Genomic DNA, 6,281 nt, shown 5'->3' with positions numbered 1-6,281 from the left:
GCCTGCCGGATGGGTCGGATCGGCGAGCCCGGCTTCGTAAGGCGCGCGCAAACGGCGGGCGACCAGCGCGCCCGGCTCCTCATCAATGGCGAGGCCCAGGGCCTCGGCGCGATTGGCGGTCAGCACCAGCGTTAGCGGCGTCCCCTCGGGGATTAACTCGACCATCGCGCCCGCCGTCGCGGCCTCGGCGGCGAGAACCAGCCACGTTTGCCCGGCATCGGTGAGAATAACCGGGGTGGAGCGGCGCAGATCCGAGACGGCGCGTTCCACCGTCAACCGATCCGCAAGGGAAGAACTGAGGTCGGGTCGGGCGCTGTGTGTCATCGAAACCTGAAAATCGGCGAGCAGGATGCGCTGCACTTTCGCTATTCCTTTCTGGCGAGGCGCATCGCCGCTGAACGGCGATAACCCCTAGGGACACAGATAACAAGGCGCGGTGGTCCCAACAAGGCTCCCACTCATCTTACGTCTGAATCCTATACGCAGATGCGGGGCGGCTGGATTACACTGAGTGCATGACTGAGAGCCCGTTCATCCATCTCCGCGTCCATTCGGCCTATTCCCTGTCGGAAGGGGCGATCAAGATGAAGGAGTTGGTCAAGCTTGCGGCGGGGGCGAAAATGCCCGCCGTGGCGGTGACCGACACGGGCAATCTATTCGGCGCTATCGAGTTCACCCAAGCGGCGGGCGACGCTGGGGTTCAGCCGATCCTGGGCGCTATTCTCCACGTCCGCCGGACCGATGGAACCACCCGGCCCGGCCTGCCGCTGCCCCCCGATCCGCTGCTGCTGCTCTGCCAGGATATCGGCGGCTATGAGAATCTGCTGAAGCTGGTCTCCCACGCTTTTCTTAAGACCGAAAGCCATGAGGTGCCACAGGTTACGCTCGATTTGGTGGCCGAGCATTCGGCAGGGCTGATCTGCCTCACCGGCGGTGTGACCGGCTGGGTCGGGCGGCTGCTGAACGAGGGCCAGCGCGAGGCGGCAGAAGCGGCGGTTTTGCGCCTGAAGGAGGTTTTCGGCGACCGGCTTTACATCGAACTCCAGCGCCACGGCGACCCGCGCGAGGCGAGCGTTGAGCCGGGATTGGTGGATTTCGCTTACGCCCACGATATTCCGCTGGTGGCCACCAATGATGTCTATTTCTCCGCCCCATCGATGTATGAGGCGCATGATGTGCTGCTCTGCATCGCTGAAGGGGTGACGCTGGAGGTGTCCGACCGTCGCCGCCTGACGCCGGAGCATTATTTCAAGACCGGCGCGCAGATGGTGGCCCTGTTCGCCGATCTGCCGGAAGCGATTCTCAATACCGCTGTCATCGCTCAGCGCTGCGCCGTTTCAACGCCGTTCCGCAAACCGATCCTTCCGACCTTCTCGACCGGCGCGGGGCGGGACGAGCCCGCCGAATTGCGCGTGATGGCGGAGGCGGGGCTCAAAAAGCGCCTCGCGGCGGGAATCGTCACGCCTTCGATGGACGCCGAAGCCCAGGAAGCCATCGCCAAGCCCTACCGGGAGCGGCTGGATTTCGAGCTTGATGTTATTATCAATATGGGGTTCCCCGGCTACTTCCTCATCGTTGCGGACTTCATCCAATGGGCGAAGGATAAGGGCATTCCGGTTGGGCCGGGGCGCGGCTCGGGCGCGGGCTCGGTGGTGGCCTGGGCGCTGGCGATCACCGATCTCGACCCGTTACGGTTCGGGCTGCTGTTCGAGCGCTTCCTCAATCCCGAACGCGTCTCCATGCCCGATTTCGATATCGATTTCTGTCAGGAGCGGCGCGATCAGGTTATTCGCTACGTCCAGGATAAATACGGCCACGACCGCGTTGCCCAGATTATCACCTTCGGAAAGCTGCAAGCGCGCGCCGTGCTGCGCGACGTGGGCCGCGTGCTCGCCATGCCGTACGGGCAGGTGGACCGTATCTGCAAAATGGTGCCGAACAATCCCGCCAATCCGGTGACGCTGGAAGAGGCGATCAAGGGCGACGCGCAGTTCCAAAAAATGCGCGACGACGACGAGCAGGTCGCGCGCTTGCTCGCCATCGGGCAAAAGTTGGAAGGCTCTACCGCCACGCCTCGACCCACGCCGCCGGGGTGGTGATCGGCGACCGGCCCTTGGAAGAGCTGGTGCCGCTCTACCGCGACCCGCGCTCGACCATGCCTGTGACCCAGTTCAATATGAAATATGTCGAACTCGCGGGCTTGGTGAAGTTCGACTTTTTTGGGCCTGAAAACCCTCACCGTGCTGGTGCGCGCCGTCGAGCTCATCCAGCAGCGCGGCATTACGGTGAATCTGGAGCAACTGCCGCTCGACGACGCGAAAACCTTCAAGATGCTCAGCCGGGGCGATGCAACCGGCGTGTTCCAGCTTGAAAGCTCGGGCATGCGCGACGTGCTGCGCAATCTGCGTCCCGACCGCTTTGAGGATATTATCGCCGTCGTCGCGCTCTATCGTCCCGGCCCGATGGATAATATTCCGAGCTATATCAACCGCAAGCACGGGCGGGAGACGCCGGATTACCTGCATCCATTATTGGAAGGAACGCTGAAGGAAACCTTCGGCATCGCCATCTACCAAGAACAGGTGATGCAGATTGCGCAGGTGCTGTCGGGCTATACGCTCGGCGGGGCCGATTTGCTGCGCCGGGCGATGGGCAAAAAGATCAAAGCGGAAATGGACGCCCAGCGCGCCACCTTCTGCGATGGCGCGAAGGCCAATAATGTCGATCCGAAGAAGGCGTCGGAAATCTTCGATCAGGTCGAAAAATTCGCGGGCTACGGCTTCAATAAAAGCCACGCGGCGGCCTATGCGCTGGTCTCCTACCAAACCGCCTATCTGAAGGCCAATTACCCGGTGGAATTTTTCGCCGCGTCGATGACCTTTGATATGAGCAATACCGATAAACTCAATGTCTTCCGCCAGGAACTCAGCCGCCTGAATATTCCGCTGCTGGGGCCGGATGTGAATGCCTCCGCGCCCGATTTTTCCGTGGAAACCCTGCCCGATGGGAAAACGGCGGTGCGCTATGCGCTGGCGGCGGTCAAGAATGTCGGCGATCAGGCGATGAAAACCCTAGTGGCGGAGCGCGCCAAGGGCGGGCCGTTCCGCTCCTTGCAGGATTTCGCGGCGCGGCTCGACCCGAAAAGCGTCAATAAACGCCAGATCGAAAATCTCGCGCTGGCGGGGGCCTTCGATAGTCTCGATCCAAACCGCGCTCGCGTGCATGGCGCGGCGGAAGCGGTGATGCGGCACGCACAGCTTTTGACGGAAGAGAAGGCCAGCAATCAGGTTAGCCTCTTCGGCGGGGGCGATGCCGGGGTGGAAGCGCCGCCGCTGCCCTTGCCAAAACGTCATCGATTGGATGCCCCACGAGCGCTTGCAGAAGGAGTTCGACGCAGTCGGCTTCTATCTTTCCGCCCATCCGCTCGATGTCTATGAGCGCGCGTTAAAGCGCTTAGGGGTGACCCGCGCCGCCGATTTCACTCATAAGGTCCGCCCCGGCGAGCCGCAGCGGGTGAAAGTCGCAGGAATTGTGCTGAGCCGCCGCGAGATCACCACGGCGCGCGGCAGCCGCGTGGCCTTCGTGCAGCTTTCGGACGCCAGCGGCTCGTTTGAGGTCACGCTCTTCTCGGAAGTGCTCGCCGTGTCGCGCGAGATGCTCGACGCCAATAAGCCGCTGCTGTTGCACGTCGAAGCGCGGCTGGAGGGCGAGGGCGTGAAGCTGTTGGCCCAGCAGGTCGGGCTGCTGGATGCTGCGACCGAAAACACCGTTTCGGGCATGCGCATCTATCTGGCGGACGAGACGCCGATTTCCAATCTCAAAGGTATTTTGCGCGACCAGGGCGACCAATATCGCGGGCGCGGGCGGATTTCCGTCCTGCTCGATTTGGAGGATTGCGACGTGGAAATTCCCCTCAGCGGCGGCTTTGCCGTCACCCCCTCTTTACGCGCGATGGTGAAATCGCTCCCCGGCGTCGTGGATGTCGAGGAACTGTAAGGGCGCAGTTCTTAAGTGAGCGAGAATTCCAACCCGCGCACATGGGTGAGCACGGCATTGTCGAAATTCGTGCCCCGGAAGTTCGCGCCATAGCAGTAGGTGTTGATAAGCACCGCGCCCGCCAGATTGGCCGAGGTAAAGCGCGCTTCGGTGGCGTCGGCCAACTCCAGATCGGCCCCGGTCAGCACAGCATTATCGAAATTCGCCGCCATGATGCAGGATTGGGTGAGGCGGGTCGGCACGCTCATCGGGTGCATCCCGGCGATATCCATCATGCCGAGGTTCGCGCCCTGGAAGTTTGCCAGCGTAAAATTGCCGCGCGTGAGATTGGAGCCGCGCAAATCGGCTTTATCGAAGCGGGCTTTGCGGGCGCTGACGCCGTTGAGTTCGGCCATCGCCATATAGCAGCCCGCAAAACTGGCTTCATCGAGCAGCGAGAGCGTGAAGACCGCCGCCGATAGGTCGAGCCCGTCGAACTTTTTGCCGCGCAGGTCGATCATGGTGAAATCGAGCCGCTCGCCCTCCGACCCCAAGGATTGCACCCAGCGGGTGTGGCGGGCAAGGCGGCGGGGGAACTCCGCGTCGAAATCCGGCATTTCGCGTGGAAACACCGTACCGGAGATATCGCAATCCTTGAACTGCGCACTATCGTAAATCGCGGTGACGAAGTTGGTTTGGCGCAGTTTGGCGCCTTGCAGCTTGGCCCCGGTCAAATTCGCCCCAAAGAAGCGCGCGCCGGTCAGGTTGGAGCGCGTGAGGTTCGCGCCGGTCAGGTTGGCGCCGGTGAGATCGGTGAACGAAAGATCGCTATCCGAAATATCGGCGTGCTCCAGAATAACGCCGCGCATATCGGTATCGCGGATCGGTTCGGGCGCAAGATGGTGAATCTGGCGGTAATAGGCGCTTTTCACTGGCACGGCGGTATCGCGGAAGCCGCCATCGATGGAGGCGAAGAACAGCGCGCCGCGCTCCAGCGAGGCCTCTTGCAGATTGGCCCCGCCGAGATCGGCCGAGCGCAGGCACGCGCCACGCAAATCGGCCCGGGTGAAATCGACGTTCTTCAGAATCGCGCCGCGCAGATCGGCGGCATAAAGATTGGCGAAACTGAGGTTGGAGCGCGACAGGTCGGCATTAACGAAGCGGCAGCCGATGGCGCTGAAATTGGTGAGATCGCGCCCAGAGAAATCAAGGCCCGAGAAATCGCAGGCCAGAAAGCTCGGGCGCTCGGCAAAAGCCGGCCCCCGGCTGGAGCGCTCGTAGAGGTCGAGAAAATGATTAAGGGTCGCTTGGTCGAAGACCCGGCGCTGAAGGGGGGCGGCCATCTTAATCTCTCAGCCTAAAAACATCGTTTCGGTTCCAAACCATAAGGCCAGCAAAGCCTAAATCGCCCATCGCTGTCCAGCCTGTTACCACTTGAACGAGGAGTATATCGCTCTTCCAGGGGCGCACAAAGCTCTGTTCTTGAGAATCCCCGAAAACGCCGCGCTGAGCCCACAGGGGCCGAATCTCCGCAGGGGGGCGTTGTAAGTTTTACTAGGAAGTTCTGAAGTTTACGCTATTCTGTTCGGCGTAGATTTCAGGGAAGGGCTGCGACTTGACCGGCGTCGAGCATCACAGCATCACAGGCACCATCAAGGAAATTCGGGCTCGCATCGGCTCGGATGGAAAAGATGTCGTCGAAATTTTCCTTAAAACCTCGGCAGGCGAGCATCGTGCCATCGCCCACGCCAATCAAGCTTCGGCGGCCATTAATCTCAAAGAAAAGATGGAAAAGCTCGCCACCTCCAACGGGGTCGGGTCGATTGGCGAGCTTGGCGTCAATCTTGTCGTCGATGGGCTGGTAAAAGACCCAAGTACGACCACGATTACGGCGCTCAGATTGGCCTCTTAAGGCCTTTATTTCGATATCGATATGAAAAAAGCGGACCAATCCAGAGATTGATCCGCTTAAGATCGGGGCAGGGAGTGAAATCCCATTCGCGAAAGGCCCCGAACCCGTCGAAACGGCGGCAAACCCGCGCGCTCCGATAGTCTGGCTACATCTGGATCGGGGCTTGAACGCCCAAACCGCTCCCCAGATTGTGATTATGGCGTCGGTCCCACAGATAGGACTCGGTAATCACGGTATCGACGTCGTCGCCCAGTTTCTTGGTCCAGCATTCTGCCGTTCGACGGTCCATGAAAACCCCAAATCGCTTATCCGCTCCGGTCCGACTGCGCGCTTCTACAGTGTAGACGATATGCTCAGCCATGTTTTCCTCCGTGGCGGGGCGGCGTAACTGCCG

4 protein-coding genes and 1 pseudogene are annotated in these 6,281 nt (G+C 61.0%); 2 read left to right on the top strand and 3 right to left on the bottom strand.

All coding sequences use genetic code 11. From position 1 onward, the window contains the following. The coding region (locus tag VZ95_RS01420; protein WP_045774296.1) for a hypothetical protein at positions 1–360 on the bottom strand (360 nt) is incomplete at its 3' end. 155 nt (positions 361–515) lie between these two features. On the opposite strand from VZ95_RS01420, the pseudogene dnaE reads away from it, so the two are divergent. After that, a pseudogene (gene dnaE / locus VZ95_RS01415) lies at positions 516–3,996 on the top strand (DNA polymerase III subunit alpha). A gap of 11 nt (positions 3,997–4,007) precedes the next feature. Here dnaE and VZ95_RS01410 read toward each other — a convergent pair. Then, positions 4,008–5,318: a pentapeptide repeat-containing protein gene (locus VZ95_RS01410; protein ID WP_045774295.1), complete on the bottom strand. Its 1,311-nt coding sequence runs from the start codon at positions 5,316–5,318 to the stop codon at positions 4,008–4,010. A 272-nt stretch (positions 5,319–5,590) separates the two neighbouring features. Between VZ95_RS01410 and VZ95_RS01405 the strand changes: the two genes are divergently transcribed. Further along, complete coding sequence (locus tag VZ95_RS01405) at positions 5,591–5,887, top strand: hypothetical protein (RefSeq protein WP_045774294.1); 297 nt, start codon at positions 5,591–5,593, stop codon at positions 5,885–5,887. Between the two features lie 145 nt (positions 5,888–6,032). Here the strand turns inward: VZ95_RS01405 and VZ95_RS01400 are convergent. Beyond that, positions 6,033–6,281, bottom strand: a 249-nt coding sequence (locus VZ95_RS01400) for a hypothetical protein (protein WP_045774293.1), incomplete at its 5' end; no start/stop codon positions are given.

The sequence above is a fragment of the Elstera litoralis genome (genome assembly GCF_000963705.1).
GTDB lineage: Bacteria > Pseudomonadota > Alphaproteobacteria > Elsterales > Elsteraceae > Elstera > Elstera litoralis.
The sequence above is the reverse complement of the archived record's forward strand: the minus strand, read 5'-3'. Positions and strand labels throughout refer to the sequence as shown.

What these genes read in the sequence shown, in the direction of transcription:
- VZ95_RS01410 (WP_045774295.1), bottom strand. Translation starts at nt 5,318, where the DNA reads ATGGCCGCCCCCCTTCAGCGCCGGGTCTTCGACCAAGCGACCCTTAAT.